Raw genomic sequence first — 19,614 nt, 5'->3', positions numbered from 1 at the left:
TACAAACTCCTGAAAGCCAAAGTAATACGAATATCATAGCAAAACGCGGCTGCGATTCACATGTTTCGCTGGGCTTGGGAGGAAGCGGCTGTTAAGGCGCATGTTTCGCTGGAGCGTTGAAGGGCTTTATGCCAGAGACGCTGCAAGTTCATCCATGAACGCTTGACGAAGGCCATCCATGGCCTTCGACACTCTGACATAAAGCCCTTCAACACCCGTAACGCTTACATGCGCCTTAACAACCGCTCATCAAGCTTCAGTTCGATCTAGTTCGTAATCCATAACCAGGCATTCCAGAGGTATATGTAAGCCGCTATGGAGTCGTCGAATCATAGGCAGCGTTAAACGCCGTTTCCGATTTAAAACCTCACTAACCCGACTCCTCTGACCTAAAAATGGCACCAAGTCAGAATCTTTCAGACCCTCCTGATCCATTCTGAATTTAATCGCTTCCACAGGATCGGGCGCATCGATTTTATACTTCGCTTCTTCATACGCTTCGACCAAAGTCACCAGAATATCAAGTTCATCAGCCGCTTCTGTGTTGGGTTCAGCATCCCAAAGCTCATTAATACGAGCCAGTGCACGCTGATGATCCTCAGCTGTTTTTATGGGCTTTATATTCATACCCTCACCTCTAAATTGTTTCTGCATCAATTGCGTCGTATTGCTTATGCGTACCAACGAAACGAATGTAAATCATCGAGAACTCATACTTCATCGCGACAACAAGCCGGTACTTGTTACCGTGGATATTAAACACAACCCGATTATTAGCTATAAAACTCGCATGCCGGTATTGCTCTTTTATATCCTGGGGCTTTTCCCATGACGCATATCGAGCTTCATCGAACCACGCTTTTAAAGGTTGCTCTGCATCCCTGTAGCTAGGCTTTTCCCAAAACTCGCGAAGAGTTGCCCTTGATACAATTCTCATGAACCTAGTTATCCCTAACCTGATTTCCCATTATGGGAAAAAAAGAAGTTTTGTCAATTAAATTCCCGATACGGGAAATAAACCTTTTTATCTATTGAGAGTAGCTACATTTCACAAGAAGAAAATAAGAGAAGGATTAAAGAGGCATAAGAAGTAATGGGCTACGAGGTGTAGCTTGATGTTATTACATTATAGGAAACACGAAATACGAGTGCTTAAGGGGTTACAGCGTCTTACTCAGATGATTCCCAGGGGCAGGCTTTGGCGGCAAAAGGCGATAAAGGAAAGAACTCGTGGCTTGAGGAGTGTCGAAGGCCATGGATGGCCTTCGTCAAGCGTTCATGGATGAACTTGTAGCGTCTCCTCAAGCCACGAGTTCTTTTCTCAGCCGAATTGCCGGCAAAGCCTGTCCCCGGGGCTAGAGCTTCAGGCCCCAGCGGGTGGCGGTGCGTTTGACGGCGTCGACATTTTCGGTGGCTATGATGTGCAGTGGCGTAGTGTCAAACTGGGCGCTTAAGTCCAGATGTTGTTTTAGCCAGGCCAGCATGGCTTCGCCGGAATGAATCGTTTTGGCACCGTTGAAATACGCAGAAATGCTCTCGGCTATTAGCGGAAAATGCGTACAACCCAGCAGCACCACGTCGGGCTTTTCAAGCTTGCCAAAATAATGCTTAAAGGTTTCCTGCAGTATCGGGCCGTCGTACAACTCTTCTTCGACAATAGGCACAAACAACGGCGTGGCCATAGCGTTTACCTGGTTGTAACCTAAAGCCTGTATCTGCTGCTGATAAGCACCGGAGTTTATCGTCGAGCGAGTGGCTATAACTAACACCCGGGCGCTGGTATCAATACCCTGCAGTTGTTCCAGCGCCATGACACCGGGTTCCAGCACGCCGTACACCGGTTTATTGGAAAATTTCTGCATTTGTTCCAGAGCGGTCACACTCACCGTGTTACAGGCCACTACCAGACAATCCACATCGGCGCCGTTAAAAAACTCTACCGCCTCCAGCGCATAGCGCGTAACGGTGTTGCTGTCCTTGCTACCGTAAGGCACCCGGGCTGTGTCTCCGTAATACAGCAGCTCGCTGAAACAACCACTTTGTTGTAGTGACCGCGCCACAGTTAAACCACCGACACCGCTATCAAAAACTCCGACTTTCATGCCCGTCTATTCCTTGCAGTTTACTTTTCCAAATTTACAGTTTTAAGGCGCAGCGCGTTAGTTATCACGAACACACTGGACAATGCCATGGCCCCCGCGGCCAGCATTGGCGACAGCAGAATACCGAAAAACGGATACAGTACGCCTGCGGCAACAGGAATTAGCGCGGTATTATAAGCAAAAGCCCAGAATAAATTCTGGCGAATGTTGCGCATGGTGGCTTCAGACAACGCAAAAGCCTGTTGCACAACAGTCAGGTTGTCCGACATCAGCACCACATCGGCAGATTCAATCGCCACATCCGTACCAGTGCCAATAGCAAAACCTACGTCTGCAGAGGCCAGTGCCGGTGCGTCGTTTATACCGTCACCCACAAATATGACCTGCCCCCATTGTTTTTTCAGACGCTTAACGGCATCCACTTTGCCATCGGGTTTTACATTGGCAACCACTTCGTCAATACCCAGTTCTTTGGCAATACGTTTTGCAGTAGACTCAGCGTCACCGGTTACCATGGCGGTTTTGAGGCCGTCGGCGTGCAGGCGCTTAATCAATTCTTTGGCACTGGCTTTTATGGGGTCATCCTGAGTAAATACAGCCGCCAGCTTACCGTCGATTGCGACATAAATCGGGGTGCGTCCACTCTCTGACCATGTTTTAGCATCCGCAGGCTCAGCATCCAGCGCAATATTGTTGTCCCGCATTAGCTCGCTAGTACCAATGTAAAGCGTTTTACTGTCTACTTTACCCGTGGCACCCAAACCTGAAATAGCCTCAAATCTCTCAGGCTCGCTAATTTTAATGTCCTGCTCTTTGGCGTAATTCACCAGAGCTTCTGCTGTAGGATGCTCGGATTTAGCTTCAACCGAAGCCGCTAATGTCAGCACCTCTTTTCCGTCAAACTCGCTTAGGGTAATCCACTCTGTAATAGTCGGTTTGCCTTCGGTCAGCGTACCCGTTTTATCAAAGATAACGCCTTTAGACTGCTGTAACGCCTGCAAAGCACTGCCCTGACGGAATAACACGCCCATTTCCGCACCGCGGCCGGTACCCACCATAATTGAGGTTGGCGTCGCCAGTCCCATGGCACAAGGGCAGGCAATAATCAAAACCGCGACGGCATTAACCAACGCAAAAGTAAGCGCTGACTCACTCGCCGCAAAGTACCACACCACAAAGGTCAGTAAGGCCGCCAGCATCACCGCTGGAACAAACCACAAGGTAATGCGGTTCACCGTGTCCTGAATCGGCAATTTACTGCCCTGCGCCTGCTCAACCATACGGATGATCTGCGCCAGCACGGTTCCCTCGCCGGTTGCCGTCACTTTAAAACGCAGAGTGCCTTTTTCGTTCAGCGTTCCGCCAACGACTTTGTCTTCTTTCTGCTTATGCACCGGTTCAGCTTCACCAGTTATCATAGCCTCATTGACATAACTGTCGCCGGAAGACACTTCGCCATCCAGGGCAATACGTTCACCCGGACGTACTTCAATTTTATCGCCTTTACCCAGTTCAGCAATATCGACTTCGGTCACCTCACCGTCCCGCACCACACGTGCGGTTTTGCTTTGCAGACTCATCAGTCGCTGAATCGCGTCCGAGGTGTGGCTTTTAGCCCGTGCTTCCATGAAACGTCCAGCCAGAATCAGCGTGACAATAACGGCTGAAGCTTCAAAGTAAACGTTCACTGACTCACTTGGTAACCAGGTTGGGAAAACCGTTGCCACCACCGAATAGCCCCAGGCCGCCGTAGCGCCCAGTGCAACCAAAGAGTTCATATCCGGTGCGCCCCGGAATAGCGCAGGAACTCCCAATTTATAAAAGCGAGCGCCGGGAACCGCCAATACCAGGGTAGTAAGCACTAACTGTATCCACCAGCTGGTTTGTAAACCCAGTGAGTTATGTACCCACTCGGAAAACACCGGCAGCATATGGTTGCCCATGGCCAATATAAACACCGGCAACGTCAGCAAAGTCGAAAGCCATAACTGGCCTTTTAACGTACGCATTTCCTTTGCCTGTTGCTCACGCTGTTCGCGCATTTGCTTGTCGCGATCAATCACTTCATGGGCATCGTAGCCCGCATTTTTCACAGCCTGAACTAAATCGTTCACTGACAGCTTTTCAGAATAAGTCACTTCCGCACTATCCGACGCCAAATTTACCGACGCATCTTCAACGCCGTCTAAGCCATTTAATGCCTTGTCTACACGACTGGCGCACGAGCCACAGCTCATGCCTTCCACACTTAAACGAACCGAATTACTCATTACTGCCTCCGTCGGCTTCTGCCGGTTTAAGCCACAACAGCAGCCAGAAAACCACCAGTTGTGCCACGCCAATATAACGCTGTATCGCGCCGCGTACTTTTGCCAATTCGGGGTTAATCATTAGCACAAAACCTAAGGCGATAATTACCGACAAAAGAACAAAAGCACAGCGCACCGGCCAGGTGGTTTTCGGCGTAAAGGTCAGTAAAAGAGCACCCAGAGCAAAACCGAAGTAACTGACCATGCTAATAACATTATGTAATGCCTGTGAACTGGAACCATCCGTCGGACAGCCTAAATCGCAAGGTGCCAGTGCCGCACCGAGGTAAGCCACAGGGTAGAAAAATAGAAGACTCCAGCCAATATGGCTAATGCCTTTAACGCGTAAATGCGGACGCGCAGTTAGTAGTACACCGAAAGAAACCATCGCCAGTGGAATAAAACCGACCCAGCCAAACGCGCCAGCGGCAGTACTGCCAGTGGCATTAATTTCGCTTATATACTGGCTTACATGAGAAAAGTCGTCTTTTACCCAGGTGGCAACCAATTGCAGACCAACCCAAAATAAGGTCAGAATAATGAGTTGTGGCATAACGGGAGAGCTTTTCGTCGGTGTGTTTTCCATGTAGCCTCCTCGGCTGTATTAATGTGATAATCTTTCACTACAGTGTAAACCAAGATGGGAACAGATTGTGAATATTCAAGTGCTTGGCTGCAGCGGCGGACTCAGTGGCGACAATAAAGGCGGCTCCACCTGCATCCAGCTCAATCATAACATTCTGATTGACGCCGGCACCGGTCTGAATCAACTGAGCCTGGCTCAGATGCAGCAGGTTCGACATGTGTTTCTGACCCATTCTCATATGGATCACATTGCCGCTTTGCCTACGTTTTTAGGCAACCAATACGGAAGTGAGCACTTACCTGTTACGGTTTACGCACAGGCTCACACTCTGGAAAAGCTGCAAAACAATATTTTTAACGGCGATATCTGGCCTGAATTAAGCACTATGACAGAAGGTGCTGAAGCGATATTGCGGTTTAAAGAAATTCATCCGGGTGAGTGCATAGAGCTTGAAGGCATGGAAATTAAAGCTTTTGCTGTAGAGCATAGCGTGCCGACAGTGGGTTACAGCGTAAAAGATCAGGGCAAACACTTTGTTTTTGCCGCCGATACCATTGCCGGCAAGCAGCTGACCGAACAGCTTAACCGCTTAGGACATATCGACACCCTAATGCTGGAATGCGCTTTTCCCGACGAGTTACTGCATGTTGCAGAAAAAACCAAGCACATGACCCCGGCCCTGCTGCAAAGCGCCCTGAATAGCCTGGAACAACAACCCGCTGAGCTTTGGGTAACCCACTTAAAACCCAGTAACGAAAAAGTCCTGCGCGCAACCTTAGCAGCCAACCCACCGCATAAAAATACGGTGGTGTTGTAATCGGATACTTGCGGTTTCGTCACCTGACCTATGCGATTTCGTAGCCTGACATTTATGTCAGGTGAGATATCGTTCCTGACGTAAACGTCAGGCTACAGAAACATTAAACACCTACGTTACTTCAAATCCTCAGCTTACATACCAGCTTCCGCCGCTCTGCTAATTTACCCATCTTATTTGCTAAAGTGTATTTTAAAAACTACAATGAGCTTATCAATATATGAATCAAATAAATTTCACCAATGGTTGTCAGGTATAAAAGATCAAACAATCAAAGGCCGAATTATTTCGCATATTAATCGATTAATAGAAGGAAGCTCCTGTGACGTGAAGCCTATTGGTCATGGGCTAAGCGAATTAAGAATGCACTTTGGTTCCGGCTACCGAGTTTATTTTTATGAAGATCAGGGTGTGCTCATTTTGTTACTCGCCGGAGGCGATAAAAAAAGCCAAAGCAGGGACATTAAAAAAGCACACATACTTTACGAATATTGGAGCAACAACAATGGCAACGACTTTCAGAAGGTTTGATGCGGCCTCTTATTTGAACGACGCCGAGTCTGTAGCGGCATTCGTTGCCGATGCTTTGGAAACAGAAGACGCAGGCTACATTGCCAATGCTATTGGCATAGCGGCAAGAACAAAAGGTATGACAGAATTAGCCCAAAAAACTGGGCTATCCAGAGAGCAGCTATACCGTTCATTCAGTGAAAAAGGCAACCCAACCCTTAAAAGTGTACTGGCTGTTACTAAAGCTCTAGGCATAAAAATAACAGCCAGCACCTGACGTAAACGCCTGGCTACACGTCGCGAACCAGATGTTCACATCAGGTGAGATACCATGGATAGCAGGATAGCGAGCGCCCAACGGTTGCAGGGACTATTGAGGAGGTGTGCAGCGCGAGCTGCAAGAGGCATCAAACCCGTGGGCTTTCTGCTGCAGGAGTGTCGAAGGCCATGGATGGCCTTCGTCAAGCCTTCAGGGATGAACTCGTAGCGTCTCCGCTGTAGCCTGATGTTCACATCAGGTGAGATCTGGACCTGACGTAAACGTCAGGCTACACGCCCAGCTAACCGAGGTGCTTACGGGCGTTGCGGAACATGCGCATCCATGGGCTGTCTTCGCCCCATTCGTCCGGATGCCAGCTGTTGGCTACGGTACGGAACACACGCTCAGGGTGTGGCATCATTGCAGTCACACGACCATCGTCACTGGTCACTGCGGTAATGCCTTTGGGTGAACCATTCGGGTTGGCCGGGTACTGCTCAGCTATTTCACCCCAGTTATCAATGTAACGCAGTGCAACCTGACCACTTTGCTCCAGCTGTGACTGCTGCTGAGGGTTAGCAAATTCAGCACGGCCTTCGCCATGCGACACTGCAATTGGCATACGCGAACCCGCCATGTCACCTAAGAAAATAGACTTAGACTCCTGTACTTCCACTAGGCTAAAGCGCGCTTCAAAACGCTCACTGCGGTTGGTCACAAAACGCGGCCAATGCTCGGTTCCCGGAATTAACTGCTTCAGAGTCGACAACATCTGACAGCCGTTACACACACCCAGTGCCAGTGTATCGTTACGCTTAAAGAAAGCTTCAAACTGCTCACGCGCACGGTCGTTAAATAAAATAGATTTAGCCCAGCCCTCACCGGCACCTAATACGTCGCCATACGAGAAGCCACCACAAGCAGCCAGTGCCCGCATATCTTCCAGCGAGACACGACCAGCCAGAATGTCGCTCATGTGAACATCAACCGCTTCAAAACCGGCACGGTCAAACGCCGCGGCCATTTCGTAATGCGAGTTCACGCCCTGCTCACGCAGAATCGCCACTTTCGGCGCAACGCCCTTAGCAATATAAGGCGCAGCAATATCCTCAGAAGGATCAAAAGTTAAGTCGGCCAGTAAACCCGGGTTATCGGCACGTTGTTTCAGACGGAATTCTTCGTCAGCACACACTGGGTTGTCACGCAGGCGCTGCATGTGGTGCGTTGTTTCTGCCCACACAGTACGCCAGTGCGTACGGCTCTGGGCTAATACATTCTGTTCCTCACGGGTAAAGACAATGGCGTCTTCATGCGTTGGTTCACCAATGCGTTTCACGCAGTCACCCAAGCCAGCCTCACTGTAGGCATCCATAACTTGCTGATACTGTTCATCACTCACCTGAATCACAGCACCCAGCTCTTCGTTGAACAGAGTCGCTAAGTTATCCTCGCCTAATTCGTCCAGTGCCACTTTCGCGCCACAGTTACCGGCAAAGGCCATTTCCGCAACAGTAGTGAATAAACCACCGTCCGAACGGTCGTGGTAGGCCAGTAAACGACCTTCGGTTACCAACTGCTGCGTGGTGTTAAAGAAAGCTTTAAAAGCTTCAGTGTCGTCCAGGTCTGGCGTGTGTTGCCCCAGTTGCTGGTACACCTGCGCCAGTGCAGAGCCGCCTAAACGGTTCTGGCCTTTACCTAAATCAATCAGCACCAGATGCGACTGACCTTTGTCGGTGCGCAACTGCGGTGTCAACGTCGAGCGAATGTCATTCACCCGGCCAAACGCCGTAATAACCAGACTCATTGGCGCTGTCACGGCTTTGTCTTCGCCGTCTTCCTGCCACTGAGTTTTCATCGACATCGAATCTTTACCTACCGGAATAGTAATACCCAGTTCAGGACACAGCTCTTCACCGACGGCTTTAACGGCCTCATACAAACCTGCGTCTTCACCCGGATGACCAGCTGCGCACATCCAGTTGGCGGATAATTTAATGCGTTTTAAGTCGCCAATGTCCGCAGCGGCAATATTAGTCAAAGACTCTGCTACTGCCATGCGGGCCGAAGCACCAAAGTTCAGTAACGCCAGCGGTGTGCGCTCACCCATAGCCATCGCTTCACCATGGTAGCTATCATAACTGGACGCGGTTACCGCAACGTCCGCCACCGGTATCTGCCACGGGCCCACCATTTGGTCACGGGCAACCAAACCAGTAACACTCCGGTCACCGATGGTAATTAAGAATGTTTTTTCAGCAATAGCCGGTAAGCGCAATAAACGGTCAGCGGCGTCATTCAAATCAGCGGCTTCAAGGTGTAGTGGCGTACCCTCAGTCTGTAAGCGAGCCACGTCGCGGTGCATCTTCGGCGGCTTGCCTAACAGCACGTCCAACGACAAATCAATTGGCTGATTCGAGAACTTGGCGTCGTTCAGTAAAATAGTAAGCTCTTCAGTCGCTTCACCAATAACCGCGTACTCTGCACGCTCGCGCTCACACAAGGCTTCAAAACGCGCCAGGTTTTCCGGTGCAATGGCAATAACGTAACGTTCCTGCGACTCGTTGCACCAAATTTCCAGCGGTGTCATACCCGGTTCATCGTTTGGTATTTCGCGCAGTTCAAAGCGACCACCACGACCACCATCACTAACCAGTTCCGGCATCGCATTCGACAGGCCACCAGCGCCTACGTCGTGAATAAAGGCAATAGGGTTATCGGCACCTAGCTGCCAGCAGCGGTCAATCACTTCCTGACAACGGCGTTCCATTTCCGGGTTTTCGCGTTGCACTGAAGCAAAATCTAAATCTTCGGTCGACTCGCCCGACGCCATAGACGATGCTGCGCCGCCACCTAACCCAATGTTCATAGCCGGGCCACCTAGTACAACTAGCTTAGCGCCAACCGGAATATCACCTTTTTGTACATGAGCTTCACGAATGTTACCTAAACCGCCGGCAATCATAATTGGCTTATGGTAACCGCGGGTTTCGCGCCCATTGTGGCTGTCGACCGCTTGCTCGTAGGTACGGAAATAACCGGTCAGAGCCGGGCGGCCAAATTCGTTATTAAAGGCTGCGCCGCCTAAGGGGCCTTCCAGCATAATATCCAGTGCCGAAACAATACGCGCTGGTTTGCCGTAGTTTTCTTCCCACGGCTGCTTAAAGCCCGGAATATTCAGGTTAGAAACGCTGAAGCCCACCAGGCCAGCTTTGGGTTTAGAACCAACACCGGTAGCGCCTTCATCGCGAATTTCGCCGCCGGAGCCGGTTGCAGCCCCCGGGTAAGGAGAAATCGCGGTTGGGTGGTTATGCGTTTCCACCTTCATCAAAATATGCACCGGTTCGTGGCTGTAGCCATAGCTCATGCTGTCCGGTTGAGGATAGAAACGCCCGGCTTCATGGCCTTCCATAACAGCAGCGTTGTCTTTGTAGGCCGACAACACGTAGTCCGGTGTGGTTTCAAAGGTGTTTTTAATCATTTTGAACAGCGACTTAGGCTGTTCCGCGCCGTCTATGGTCCAGTCGGCGTTAAAAATCTTGTGGCGACAGTGCTCAGAGTTTGCCTGGGCAAACATATAAAGCTCAATGTCGTTCGGGTTGCGATCCAGTTTGCGGAAATTTTCTACCAGATAATCAATTTCGTCATCGGCCAGTGCCAGACCCAGACTGATATTGGCCTGTGCCAGAGCTTCACGGCCGCCTGCCAGAATATCCACCGAAGACAATGGCTGCGGTTCCTGCGAGCGGAATAGCTGCTGCGCGTCGTTCATATCGTACAAGACACTTTCGGTCATACGATCATGCAACAGTAACGCCGCTTGCTTCAGCTCTTCTGCCGACAAGTCACCCTGCAAATAGAAAGCCACACCACGCTCAACACGATGAATACTTTTCAAGCCACAGTTGTGGGCAATGTCAGTGGCCTTTGAAGCCCAAGGAGAAATAGTACCAATGCGGGGAGTAACCAGTACCAGAGCACCTTGAGGCTCGTGTGCCGGCATTTCAGGGCCGTACTTCAGTAACTGAACCAATACGGAACGGTGTTCGTCGCTCAGTTCATGGTGCAAATCAACAAAGTGCTGATACTCGGCATAAAGCTCTTTGACAGGAATTCCTGCCTGTTTCAGTTGTTCAAGTTGCTTCGTTGTTTTGAAGGCTGATAAGGCAGGTGCACCGCGGTAGATTTCCACAAGCAAGGTCTCCAAAGCTGGGCGATTTTTGCTGGCAGATTATACAGTAGCCTGACATTCATGTCAGGTACAATATCGAACCTGACATGCACGTTTGGCTACTCAATTTTCGGGGTGCCTTCGCGGTTCACTATGCGAAACCACTTTTCGCGGCGCTCAATAATACGTTGTTTACGCTTACGAATAACGGCACGACGGCGAGAGTTGTTTTCACGTCTGAGGCGGTTGGCTTGCATAGACTTAGGCCTTTATTGCGTTGAAATGCTTAATCAGCTTACCGTGTCATAGCGGTTTTTTGCAACGACTTTATGTTCGTTTACCAGCCTAATTTGCGTAACTTAGGCTAATGTGGAAAGATCGGCGGCCGACGCACAAAAGGACCTGTTATGAATGAACTCGAATCTGACGTTTGGTACATAGTACGAACCAAGCCTAAGCAGGAGGAACGCGCCATACTGAATCTGGAAAATCAGGGGTTCGGCGTTTTCGCGCCCGAGTTAACCGTAAAAAAGGTTCGTCGGGGTGTGCGTACCTCAGTCGTTGAGCGTATGTTCCCGGGCTATGTGTTCGTTAAACCCGATGACATTATTGAGCAGTTTTACAAGTTGCGCAGCACCTATGGTGTCGCTGGTGTTCTGCGTTTTGGCGACAACATTCCGAAGGTTCCGCAAAGCTGGATTGATCAAATGCGAGGTGTCGACCAACTGACCGATGAACAGGCACCTCAAATAGGCGACACGGTCGAAATTCGGCAAGGCCCTTTCCGTGGATTCCTTGCTAAAATTGTGAAGCTGGACGGTGAATCGCGCTGCTTCGTTATGCTGGAATGGATGCAAAAAGAAGTCAAAGCCAACTTCAGCTACAAAGAACTGCAGTTTCAGTAGCCTGACGTTTACGTCAGGAACGATACCCCACCTGACATAAATGTCAGGCTACGTCGCGGGACGGCTACAGCCGCCCTTGTTCATCTAAATATTTCAATGTGTCGTAAAAGCGGCGGATGTTACCAACATAGGTCACGGGCTCATCGCCTCGAGCAAAACCATAGCGGGTATGTCGGTAAAACTGCTTTTGTCTCAGCAGCGGCAAGCGTTTCTTCACATCCACCCAACGGTCCGGGTTACCACCCTGACGCTCCGTTATTATACGCGCGTCCTCTAAATGACCGAATCCTATATTATACGCAGCTAACGCAAACCAGGTTCTGTCAGGTTGCGGAATTCTTGCTGGCACCCTATTCAACATACGCTCCAGATAACGCGCACCGCCGCGAATACTTTGTTCGGCATTCAAGCGGCTTTTAACGCCCATAGCTTTCGCTGTAGGCAAAGTCAGCATCATCATGCCGCGCACACCTGTAGGAGACACTGCTCGCGGATTCCACAACGACTCCTGATAGGAAATAGCAGCCAGTAACCGCCAGTCAAGCGAGCCCGAATGTTCTTTAAAGGTTTCAATATAACCGGGTAAAACTTGCTCTACCGCTTCAATAAATAAGCTGGTAGTGACATAGTTAAATTGTTTTACATGACCAAAGTGCTGCTCTTTAATATGGGCTAAACGCCCACTGGAACGAATCTCACCAAAATATTCAATAACGGCGGCAAACAAAGAGTCATCTTTACCCTGCGGTAAAGCCCAGGCAATGTCCTGATCATGCTTTACCGTAAAAGCCACACTTAAATCAGGATGAAACCGCCGTTGAATATCTAATGCAGTACTGTCAGTAATGGTGTAATCGACCTCGCCGCTAATCACCATCTGTAGCAATTCAACCGCATCATGGTCCCGGGTCGCGCGCCACTTTAAAGTAGGAATACTGTCACCCAGACTTTTTAAAAACTCATGGTGCGAACTGCCTTCTACTACAACAATTTCACCATCAGTAATTTGCTGTAAGTCACGCGGGCGCTGCCGTGAACCTTGCTTGAAAACCACTTTCTGGCTAATAATGTCGTAAGGCGGGCTAAAACGGAACAGCTGAGCACGCGTCGATGTCCGGTCAAGTCCGGCCGCGACAATGTCAACTTCACCGCGGCGCAGCATGGTAAACAAGTCATTTACGTCAAAGCGCGGCACCATTTCCAGCTCAACCCCAAGACGGTCGGCAAAGCGTTTCGCCAAATCGTACTCGAAGCCCTGCTCCCGGTCATGGTCAAAATAATAACTGGTTGGGTTTATCAATGTTCCCACCCGCAATACCTGGCGTTCCTGAACTACGGACATGGCATTGGGGCGGGTTTGAGGACTGCAGGCCGTTATTACACTAGCGGCCAGCAGTAAAATAGCAAACAGCGATACTGCAGACTTCGGCATATTAGAGAGATTCCAGAGCCCAATTCACATAAAGTTCCGTACCGGTTTTCAGTGCGTCTTCGTCGGCATAGAAGTGTGGCGAATGGTTGCTTGGTTCATTAGCCATATCACGCTCTGGTGGGGTAACCCCCAAAAATACAAACATACCCGGCACTTCCAGTGCGTAATACGAGAAGTCTTCAGCACCAGTCACTAATGGTACTTCCTGCACTTTATCAGCTCCCGCCACCGCTTTAGTTATTGGCAGCATCTGTTCAACCAAGTCCGCGTCATTACTGGTTACCGGATAGCCTAAATCGACATGAACGTGAGCTTCGGCTCCGTTTGCTTCAGCCGTTTTTTCTGCCGTTAACTTTAATTTCTCGTGAATATCCGAGCGAATGTCCATGTCAAAGTTGCGGATAGTACCAATTAAGGTCACTTCGTCCGGAATAATGTTATTACGCACACCACCTTCCACAATACCGAAGGATAAAACCGCTGGCGCTTTGGTAATATTGGTCTGACGGCTGATAATGGTCTGTGCGTTATTAATAATTTGTGCCGAAGTCACAATAGGGTCAACGCCTGTCCACGGAGCTGAACCATGAGCCTGCTTGCCCTTCACTTTAATCTCGAATCTATCTGCAGAAGCCATCAGAGGACCTTTCCGATAACCAACATGACCTGTTGGAAAACCTGCCCAGACATGAATACCAAAGACTTTTTCTGGTTTGTTATCAGCAAAAAGCCCTTCTTCCAGCATCAATGCCGCGCCGCCCTCTTCACCTTCAGGCGCGCCTTCTTCAGCTGGCTGGAAAATAAACATCACGTTACCGGCCAGCTCGTCTTTCATTTCGGCTAATTTCTCTGCCGCACCCATTAACATAGCAACATGAGTATCATGCCCGCAGGCATGCATCACACCCACTTCATTGCCGCGATACTCTGATTTCACGGTTGACTTAAAAGGAACATCTGTCTGCTCTGTAACAGGTAAAGCGTCCATATCCGCACGCAAAGCTATAGTTGGCCCTGGCTTACCGCCTTTTAGCACGCCAACGACACCTGTGTGCGCAACACCAGTTTCAACTTCCATGCCCAGAGAACGCAAATGCTCAGCCACCATTTTGGCGGTTTCAAACTCACGGTTACTCAGTTCCGGGTTGGCGTGAATATGGCGACGCCATTCAATGACCTGAGCTTCTAAGTCGCTGCTGACTTTTACCGGCGACTGCTGTGCAGCAACCTGAGCGCTATAGCCAAAGCTACTGGCCAGCATTAAGCTAATAATGAGCTTCTTCATTGTTCTCTCCTGCATAAGTGCGGATTGTTATTCTGGTACTGGGTAATATCCTGCGCTAAAATCGCCCTCATGACAACCGATGAAATCTACATGCAGCGAGCCTTAGAACTTGCTGAACAGGCGCAAAAAGCAGACGAAGTGCCCGTTGGCGCGGTATTGGTCATGGACGATAAAATTGTTGGCGAAGGTTACAATCAGGTTATTTCTTTGTCCGACCCTTCCGCCCATGCCGAAGCACAAGCCATTCGTTCTGCCGGTCAGGCTATCGATAATTATCGGTTGGTCAACGCCACTCTGTACGTAACCCTTGAGCCCTGCGCCATGTGTGCGGGCTTAATCACTCATGCACGAGTCAAACGCCTGGTGTTCGGTGCAACTGACCCACGCACCGGAGCCACCGGTACTGCTATTGAAGTTATTAACCACGCCTCTATGAACCACAAAGTGGAAGTGCACAGCGGCGTACTGGCAGAAGAATGCGGCGATATTCTGCGGCGTTTTTTTCGAGCCCGCCGCAAATCAGCCAGCGTTAAATAAGCATCCCCGTTATGGCGTAAGCCACAGTCGCTGCAAGCCCGGCTAATAACGCATAAGGCAGCTGTGTCCGCACATGGTCTATGTGCTCAACACCCGACGCCATAGAAGCAATAATAGTGGTATCTGAAATAGGCGACGCATGGTCACCAAATATGCCACCGGAAATAGCTGCAGCAATAAATGGAGCTGGTGGTAGTCCTAAGGTCATTGCCAACGGTATCGCCAGCGGCAGCATAATAGCAAAGGTCCCCCAACTGGAGCCAATAGAAAACCCAGTAATAGCCGACAGCACAAATATCAACGGTAGCAGCATCCACAGTGCCACCGAACCATCCAGAGCCGCCGCCAGGAATTCGCCCGTACCTAGGTCGCGGGTTAACCCTCCAAGCGCAATAGACAACCACAAAATAACCGCTAGTGGCAGAATGTTCCAGGCGCCCTTGAGCAAGTACTTGCCAACATCGACTAGACCAACCGGCTGTGTCATCAGAGTACCGGCTACAGCAATGCCCAATGCCACATAAATGGCAATAAACACACTTAAAGTGCCGTTACCGTCAACCAGAACACCATTACCGGTTACCAGCAACATAACCGGCACCATAACCACCAGTGAAATCAAGCTGGTCATGACCACCGCCGTACCCTTGCCAAAACTGGCCTCATCATCCGGACCATCGCCCCAGGTGTTTTGCGACACCTGATTCGGTACCGCGTTCTTCTCAAAGGCTTTCATTGGCCCAATGTTCCAGTCGAACAGCGCCACAAACAGCGCCAGCAATACCGCAAAAATGGCATAGAAGTTAAATGCAATAGACTGAATAAACACCAGCAGCGGTTGCTCAACGCCCTGGTTCGTAATGAGCGTTAAATTAAACGCCCCCCAGGCATTCAGCGGAATTAAAATACAAATGGCAGCACAAGTGGAGTCAACAATATAAGCGAGTTTCTCGCGGGCAATGCCCAGACGATCATAAATAGGCCGCGACGTGGTGCCGGAAATCATAATGGTCACGTTCGATTCAATAAAGACCACAACGCCCAGTATCCAGGTCATCAAGCGCGCGCGGCGCTTACTCTCTATCCACTGCTTGCGCTCTAGTTTCAGCACAAACTGTTTAAACGTACCGCCGTTTTCCAACACACCGAATAACGCACCAATACCCAGAGTAAAAAACCAGACCAGCATATTACTGGGGTCAATAAGAGTATCCCAGGTGCTCTCTAAAGTGCCGTAGGCAATGTTTTCAGGAGCAGGCCAGAACAGCAGGATATTGGCCAGGATAATACCGCCAATAAGCGCCAGCAGAACTTTTCGGGTGACTATGGCAAATACAATTGCCAATAAGGAAGGTAAAAGACTGGTCCAGCTCAGTTCCATTAGGGTGCGTTTGTGAATGTCTGATACTGGGAGGTTAAAACAATAAACCGCCGCGGGCAATACCAGCGGCGGTTTATTCATTCGGCGTCAAACAATTAGAACTTGTACTCTACGCCTATGCGCACAGACCATAGTGAAGGTTCACCCTGGCGTGACTGAACGTTTGATACGTCGCGGAAATTATTGAACTGGTACTGACCCGCGTCATTGATTTCAACGTCAGCAATATTGATGGCACGTGGGAATCGAGCTTCATAAAGCACACCCCAGTCGTCATTCAGCATATTGCCTAAGTTTTCAATAACGAAGAATGCAGAAGCTTTGTGTCCATCCATAAAGCCTGGTAATTCCTGCTCAACACGCAAGTCCACTTTAGTCCACCATTTGCTGTTGAACTCGTTACGTGGTGCTATGCCGCCCGCGTATTTGCTCAAGCCAGACTCTTCAAGAAAGTCAAAGAAAGCGCCTGTTTCAAATGGATTACCGTCACGGTCTGTACCGACGGCAAAGTTTGGATCATCCAGACCAGTTGGTACGTATAACAAACTACGTCCCTGATAAGCTATGTCGCCAAAAGGACCATCGCTCATTGTATAAGAGAACGGACGTCCTTTGTTACGAGTCGCAAACAAGGTCACAGTAGTGTCGTAACCATCAAAGAACTCTTTGGTGTAGTTCGCTTTAAAGGTAAAGCGATGTGGTATCTCATAGTTAGAGGTTGCAACACCAGGGTTCTGAGCGTTAGCCGTTGCCAGGTTAGTGTAGTTAGAGAACGACACTGAACTGGTCATTGGGTTAACGTCTTCCGCTTCGTTATAAGCGTAGCCTAAAGTCCAGTCCAGACCAAAGTCATGAGTCTTACTAAGCGCCAGTGAAACAGTCGTCTGCGAACCTGAGTCGCCATCGACGTTGGTCAACATGAAGTCGTCACCCTGGTCACGTCCGTCAGTAGATAACTCGTCGAAAATTGGACGTCCGTCTGGTGCTGTACCAACCTGCTCCAGACCCAAGTTGTAGATAACAGCAGCGTCTTTCTTATCAGTGTATAAGAAGTCAGCCATCAGAATGTAGTTATCCGGCAAGGTGTAAGTTGCACCTAAAGCATATTTCCACTCTTTTGGTAATTCGAAGTTAGGGTCCATAGTATTGATCGGGCCCTGGCCACTTGCGTTAGCCACCTCGTCATACAGCTCTTGAGGGATATCATAAATTGGACGACCTTCGCCAGTATGCGGCACGTTAAATAACGGCTCGTTTGCATAACTACGAGAAGCCTCGTACTGAGTTACACCGTTATTTGAGTAGTTATTAGAAATCCATACGTTAGGGTTACCGCCAGAATACAAGCCAACACCACCGCGAACTTCTAAGTCCTGATTAACAAACCAGTTGAAACCGAAGCGCGGCTGTATCAGGTCCTGTCCATCCATATTTTGCTGGTTAGAGAAGCCGTACAGCTCTTGGTTTAACGGGTTATTCACCGGCATGTCATCGCTGGTGTACCAGTCATAACGCAAACCGTAAGTGAACGTAATGTCCATTGGCGCGTAATAGTATTCGTCCTGAACATAAGCAGTATTTACCGCGTAAGCAAACTCAGCGGCAGCGTCTTGCGGATTGTTAGTGCCGGCAGCGCTTTCATAAATTACAGTACCCGGTGTACCAGCTTCAAAGTCATCAATAGAGCCAAAACGGTACTCACCTTCTGCTTCTTGAACAAATAAGTTAAACACGTCATATTCTTCGCGCTCAATACCTGCAGAAATAACGTGGTCACCGGCTAAATAGGTACCTTTTAATTTAAAGAAGGTCGTATCGTACTTCAGCTTGTTCGCATGACGAGAGTCATCCGCACCTAAGTACACCGTTGCGTCATTAACACCAATTTGCACTTCACCGAAATCGGTGCCGCCCAACGGGTTAACACGAGCGTCTAATTCAGAGTAACCAATACGCGCTTCAGTCGAGAAATTATCACTCCAGTCAGAGTATAACTCGCCAACATAAGAGGTAAACTTAGCGCCGCGCTCGTAGAAGTGGTTAGAAAATTCCAACTCGTCCGCGTCGCCATCAGACTCCGCAATAGAGTAGCCATCGTTATAGTTGTAAGTTAATGACGCGCGATGTGCATCATTAATATACCAATCTAACTTAGCAAGGAATTTTTCATCCTCAACGGGCAGGCTTGGTGGGAAGCCACCTGGGTTATAGCCGTAAATATCCTGTGCAATTTGAGCGATACGGTCAACGTCCGCCTGGCTTACGCCAACAACTTCTGTTGCCGAACCAGAGCCTTCAGGGCCACGGTCAAAAGTGTCAGAACCTTCCAGTTTTTCGTACGCAGTGAAGAAGAACAATTTATCTTCAATAAACGCGCCACCAAGGTTAAAGCCATAACGTTTTTCACTGAAATCCCCAACATTAATGCTGTCGCCTTCCAGTTCATCGCCTTGCAAAGAGTCATTAGTGTAGTCATAGAACACACCACCGAACATTTCGTTGTCACCGGTTTTGGTAACAGCGTTAATATTACAGGCAGTGAAACCACCGTACTGAACGTCAAACGGAGCAAACTCTACCGCGACCTGCTCAATCGCGTCATAAGAAAATGGCATGCGCTCAGTTGGGTAACCGCTGCTGTTCAAGCCGAAGTTGTCATTCATACGAACGCCGTCAACGGTCAGGCTGTTAAAGCGTGGGTTTGCACCACCACACTGAATAGCACCAGAGTTCGTTTCATTAATATAGATACGCGGGTCAATCGACACAACGTCACGCAAGTCGCGGTCACTCGCCGGAGCGTTTTCTAAATCCTGAAGGTTAAAGTTTGCTGCAGGACTGTTGCTGCCATATAACGCATTGCTGGTCATAGAACCAGTAACACTTAAGCGTTCCATATCTTGTTGAGATACAAGCGCTATATTCACGTTTTGTGAATCACCTAAGGTCAAATAAACATCTTCAACAACCTGCGTCCGGCCATTAGGGCCCTCTGCTACTATAGTGTATGGCCCGCCAACAGGTAAACCACGTGAAGAGAACGTGCCTTGTTGGTTAGTCGTTAGAGTTTTAGTGCTTCCGGTTCGCTCATCGCGTAACTGAATAGTTGCATTTGAAACAACCTGTCCGGATTCAGTGGTAACAACACCACGAAGGCTGGATGAGGTTTCCTGAGCCATAGCGGCGCCGCTAAGGCCCATAGCAATAGCAGCGGCAAGGGCTGTACGCTTGAAAGTGGCATTAAACATAGTGTGTTCTTCCCAGTTTTGTTTTGGTTTTAACTGCAAATAAGGTATAGCTTAATTGTGACATTTTTGTGAATT

At 49.3% G+C, this 19,614-nt stretch carries 16 protein-coding genes; 5 read left to right on the top strand and 11 right to left on the bottom strand.

Annotation, left to right across the window (positions count from 1 at the left end; all coding sequences use genetic code 11):
* Window positions 1-249: 249 nt before the first annotated feature.
* The 5 genes from ACP7H9_RS10110 to ACP7H9_RS10090 form a co-directional block, all read right to left on the bottom strand.
* Window positions 250-627, bottom strand: a complete 378-nt coding sequence (locus ACP7H9_RS10110; protein WP_034818354.1) for a helix-turn-helix domain-containing protein — start codon at window positions 625-627, stop codon at window positions 250-252.
* Between the two features lie 10 nt (window positions 628-637).
* Complete coding sequence (locus ACP7H9_RS10105; RefSeq protein WP_114981929.1) at window positions 638-937, bottom strand: type II toxin-antitoxin system HigB family toxin; 300 nt, start codon at window positions 935-937, stop codon at window positions 638-640.
* A 418-nt stretch (window positions 938-1,355) separates the two neighbouring features.
* Window positions 1,356-2,102 (bottom strand): glutamate racemase, encoded by a 747-nt coding sequence (gene murI, locus ACP7H9_RS10100; RefSeq protein ID WP_114981928.1) that lies wholly within the window; start codon window positions 2,100-2,102, stop codon window positions 1,356-1,358.
* Window positions 2,103-2,122: 20 nt separating this feature from the next.
* Window positions 2,123-4,372 (bottom strand): heavy metal translocating P-type ATPase, encoded by a 2,250-nt coding sequence (locus tag ACP7H9_RS10095; protein WP_439222706.1) that lies wholly within the window; start codon window positions 4,370-4,372, stop codon window positions 2,123-2,125.
* Entirely contained in the window at window positions 4,365-4,997 is a 633-nt protein-coding gene (locus tag ACP7H9_RS10090; protein ID WP_439222705.1) for a DUF998 domain-containing protein, read from the bottom strand. The genes ACP7H9_RS10095 and ACP7H9_RS10090 overlap by 8 nt, the downstream gene beginning before the upstream one ends.
* Before the next feature lie 67 nt (window positions 4,998-5,064).
* On the opposite strand from ACP7H9_RS10090, the gene ACP7H9_RS10085 reads away from it, so the two are divergent.
* The 3 genes from ACP7H9_RS10085 to ACP7H9_RS10075 all read left to right on the top strand — a co-directional run bounded on the left by ACP7H9_RS10085 (window position 5,065) and on the right by ACP7H9_RS10075 (window position 6,601).
* Window positions 5,065-5,814: a 3',5'-cyclic-nucleotide phosphodiesterase gene (locus ACP7H9_RS10085; RefSeq protein ID WP_439222704.1), complete on the top strand. Its 750-nt coding sequence runs from the start codon at window positions 5,065-5,067 to the stop codon at window positions 5,812-5,814.
* 204 nt (window positions 5,815-6,018) lie between these two features.
* Window positions 6,019-6,345: a type II toxin-antitoxin system RelE/ParE family toxin gene (locus ACP7H9_RS10080; protein ID WP_114981924.1), complete on the top strand. Its 327-nt coding sequence runs from the start codon at window positions 6,019-6,021 to the stop codon at window positions 6,343-6,345.
* Window positions 6,320-6,601, top strand: coding sequence for an addiction module antidote protein (locus tag ACP7H9_RS10075; protein ID WP_011233848.1), 282 nt, complete (start codon window positions 6,320-6,322; stop codon window positions 6,599-6,601). The genes ACP7H9_RS10080 and ACP7H9_RS10075 overlap by 26 nt, the downstream gene beginning before the upstream one ends.
* 283 nt (window positions 6,602-6,884) lie before the next feature.
* Here ACP7H9_RS10075 and purL read toward each other — a convergent pair whose 3' ends face one another.
* Together purL and ACP7H9_RS10065 are read right to left on the bottom strand one after the other, a co-directional pair.
* A complete protein-coding gene (purL, locus tag ACP7H9_RS10070) occupies window positions 6,885-10,772 on the bottom strand; it encodes a phosphoribosylformylglycinamidine synthase (protein ID WP_439222703.1) in 3,888 nt (1,295 codons plus the stop codon).
* 98 nt (window positions 10,773-10,870) lie between these two features.
* On the bottom strand, window positions 10,871-11,008 hold the full coding sequence (locus tag ACP7H9_RS10065) for a hypothetical protein (protein ID WP_158511967.1): 138 nt from the start codon (window positions 11,006-11,008) through the stop codon (window positions 10,871-10,873).
* 150 nt (window positions 11,009-11,158) lie between these two features.
* On the opposite strand from ACP7H9_RS10065, the gene ACP7H9_RS10060 reads away from it, so the two are divergent.
* Window positions 11,159-11,656 (top strand): transcriptional activator RfaH, encoded by a 498-nt coding sequence (locus ACP7H9_RS10060; RefSeq protein ID WP_114981922.1) that lies wholly within the window; start codon window positions 11,159-11,161, stop codon window positions 11,654-11,656.
* A 64-nt stretch (window positions 11,657-11,720) separates the two neighbouring features.
* Here ACP7H9_RS10060 and mltF read toward each other — a convergent pair whose 3' ends face one another.
* Window positions 11,721-13,088, bottom strand: coding sequence for a membrane-bound lytic murein transglycosylase MltF (mltF, locus tag ACP7H9_RS10055; RefSeq protein ID WP_439222702.1), 1,368 nt, complete (start codon window positions 13,086-13,088; stop codon window positions 11,721-11,723).
* A 1-nt stretch (window position 13,089) separates the two neighbouring features.
* Window positions 13,090-14,373: an amidohydrolase gene (locus tag ACP7H9_RS10050; RefSeq protein WP_439222701.1), complete on the bottom strand. Its 1,284-nt coding sequence runs from the start codon at window positions 14,371-14,373 to the stop codon at window positions 13,090-13,092.
* Between the two features lie 69 nt (window positions 14,374-14,442).
* Between ACP7H9_RS10050 and tadA the strand changes: the two genes are divergently transcribed.
* Window positions 14,443-14,910, top strand: coding sequence for a tRNA adenosine(34) deaminase TadA (gene tadA / locus ACP7H9_RS10045; protein ID WP_439222700.1), 468 nt, complete (start codon window positions 14,443-14,445; stop codon window positions 14,908-14,910).
* Here tadA and ACP7H9_RS10040 read toward each other — a convergent pair.
* Together ACP7H9_RS10040 and ACP7H9_RS10035 are read right to left on the bottom strand one after the other, a co-directional pair.
* Window positions 14,903-16,372, bottom strand: a complete 1,470-nt coding sequence (locus ACP7H9_RS10040; protein WP_439222699.1) for a Na+/H+ antiporter NhaC family protein — start codon at window positions 16,370-16,372, stop codon at window positions 14,903-14,905. The two genes, tadA and ACP7H9_RS10040, sit on opposite strands and share 8 nt — an antisense overlap.
* A gap of 14 nt (window positions 16,373-16,386) precedes the next feature.
* Window positions 16,387-19,539 carry a TonB-dependent receptor gene (locus ACP7H9_RS10035; RefSeq protein ID WP_439222698.1) on the bottom strand — a complete coding sequence of 1,051 codons (3,153 nt, stop codon included), beginning with the start codon at window positions 19,537-19,539 and terminating at the stop codon, window positions 16,387-16,389.
* Window positions 19,540-19,614: the final 75 nt, after the last annotated feature.

This window comes from Idiomarina sp. ST20R2A10, from assembly GCF_051842345.1.
Lineage (GTDB): Bacteria > Pseudomonadota > Gammaproteobacteria > Enterobacterales > Alteromonadaceae > Idiomarina > Idiomarina loihiensis.
This window is presented reverse-complemented; position numbering and strand designations above follow the sequence as displayed.

Coding starts and splice junctions, on each gene's coding strand:
- ACP7H9_RS10110 (WP_034818354.1), bottom strand. CDS start 627: ATGAATATAAAGCCCATAAAAACAGCTGAGGATCATCAGCGTGCACTG.
- ACP7H9_RS10105 (WP_114981929.1), bottom strand. CDS start 937: ATGAGAATTGTATCAAGGGCAACTCTTCGCGAGTTTTGGGAAAAGCCT.
- murI (WP_114981928.1), bottom strand. CDS start 2,102: ATGAAAGTCGGAGTTTTTGATAGCGGTGTCGGTGGTTTAACTGTGGCG.
- ACP7H9_RS10095 (WP_439222706.1), bottom strand. CDS start 4,372: ATGAGTAATTCGGTTCGTTTAAGTGTGGAAGGCATGAGCTGTGGCTCG.
- ACP7H9_RS10090 (WP_439222705.1), bottom strand. CDS start 4,997: ATGGAAAACACACCGACGAAAAGCTCTCCCGTTATGCCACAACTCATT.
- ACP7H9_RS10080 (WP_114981924.1), top strand. CDS start 6,019: ATGAGCTTATCAATATATGAATCAAATAAATTTCACCAATGGTTGTCA.
- ACP7H9_RS10075 (WP_011233848.1), top strand. CDS start 6,320: ATGGCAACGACTTTCAGAAGGTTTGATGCGGCCTCTTATTTGAACGAC.
- ACP7H9_RS10065 (WP_158511967.1), bottom strand. CDS start 11,008: ATGCAAGCCAACCGCCTCAGACGTGAAAACAACTCTCGCCGTCGTGCC.
- ACP7H9_RS10060 (WP_114981922.1), top strand. CDS start 11,159: ATGAATGAACTCGAATCTGACGTTTGGTACATAGTACGAACCAAGCCT.
- mltF (WP_439222702.1), bottom strand. CDS start 13,088: ATGCCGAAGTCTGCAGTATCGCTGTTTGCTATTTTACTGCTGGCCGCT.
- ACP7H9_RS10050 (WP_439222701.1), bottom strand. CDS start 14,373: ATGAAGAAGCTCATTATTAGCTTAATGCTGGCCAGTAGCTTTGGCTAT.
- tadA (WP_439222700.1), top strand. CDS start 14,443: ATGACAACCGATGAAATCTACATGCAGCGAGCCTTAGAACTTGCTGAA.
- ACP7H9_RS10040 (WP_439222699.1), bottom strand. CDS start 16,372: ATGAATAAACCGCCGCTGGTATTGCCCGCGGCGGTTTATTGTTTTAAC.
- ACP7H9_RS10035 (WP_439222698.1), bottom strand. CDS start 19,539: ATGTTTAATGCCACTTTCAAGCGTACAGCCCTTGCCGCTGCTATTGCT.